Below are 1,544 nucleotides of genomic sequence, written 5' to 3'. Positions count from 1 at the left end.
GAAAGACGCATACAACCCACGCCCCATCCCCACCCGCTGACTCCCCTGACCAGCGAACAAGAACGCAGTCCCACCCACAGAGCGCTGAACACCCGAGACGACGTTCGCCGCGCCGTCGCCACGGGACAGAGCCTCCACACCGGCCAGCAGATCCGCGCGATCCTCTCCCACAATCACCGCACGATGACCGAAACGGGCACGAGAAACCGCCAACGACAACCCCACATCCGCAGGACGAAGCTCCACATCGGCAGACAACCCCTCCACCAACCGCGCCGCCTGCCCACGCAATGCCGCGGCACTCCGCGCGGACACCACCCAAGGCACCACACCACCGGCAACCGGCTGTGTGTCGGTGGCCGGCTCGGGAGCCTGCTCCACAATCACATGGGCGTTGGTGCCGCTGATGCCGAAGGAAGACACCGCCGCCCGACGCGGACGATCCGTCTCCGGCCACTCCCGCGCCTCCGTCAACAACTCAACAGCCCCCGACGACCAATCCACATGCGGCGACGGCTCATCCACATGCAACGTCCTCGGCAACACACCATGCCGCATCGCCAACACCATCTTGATGATCCCCGCCACACCCGCCGCAGCCTGCGTATGACCGATATTCGACTTCACCGAACCCAGCCACAGAGGCCGCTCCGACGAACGCTCCTGCCCGTACGTCGCCAGCAACGCCTGCGCCTCGATCGGATCACCCAGCCGCGTCCCCGTACCATGCGCCTCCACCGCGTCCACATCACCCGCCGACAGCCGGGCGCTCGCCAGAGCCTGCCGGATCACCCGCTCCTGCGACGGACCGTTCGGCGCCGTCAGACCATTGCTCGCACCGTCCTGGTTCGTAGCCGAACCACGCACCACCGCCAGGACCCGATGCCCGTTCCGCTCCGCGTCCGACAGCTTCTCCAGCAGCAGCAGACCGACACCCTCACCCCAGCCGGTTCCGTCCGCCGAGGACGAGAAGGCTTTGCAGCGGCCGTCGGGCGCGAGGCCGCGCTGGCGGCTGAACTCGATGAAGGTGTTCGGCGTCGCCATGACCGTCACACCGCCGGCCAACGCCAGCGAGCACTCGCCGTTACGCAGCGCCTGCGCCGCCAGATGCAACGCCACCAGTGACGACGAGCACGCGGTGTCGATCGTGACCGCCGGACCTTCGAGACCGAAGGTGTACGAGACCCGGCCCGAGGCGACACTGCCCGCGCTGCCGTTGGTGAGGTAGCCCTCGAACTCCTCGGGCATTCGGTGGAGGCGCGAGGCGTAGTCGTTGTACATGACGCCGGTGAAGACACCGGTACGACTCCCCCGCACCGCCGCCGGATCCATCCCCGCACGCTCGAACGCCTGCCACGCCGTCTCCAGCAACAACCGCTGCTGCGGATCCGTCGCCAACACCTCACGCGGACTCAGACCGAAGAACTCCGCATCGAAATCAGCCGCATCATAAAGAAACCCACCATCACGCGCATACGACGACCCCGAACGCGAAGGATCCGGATCATACAACCGCTCCAGATCCCACCCACGATCCTCCGGAA

General features: G+C 66.8%; 1 protein-coding gene. It reads right to left on the bottom strand.

Annotated elements, in window-relative coordinates; translation table 11 throughout:
* Positions 1–1,544: type I polyketide synthase (locus tag PV679_RS35970; RefSeq protein ID WP_319685489.1), on the bottom strand; the 1,544-nt coding region annotated here is incomplete at both ends.

Source organism: Streptomyces sp. AK02-01A (assembly GCF_033795305.1).
Lineage (GTDB): Bacteria > Actinomycetota > Actinomycetes > Streptomycetales > Streptomycetaceae > Streptomyces.
The sequence above is the reverse complement of the archived record's forward strand: the minus strand, read 5'-3'. Positions and strand labels throughout refer to the sequence as shown.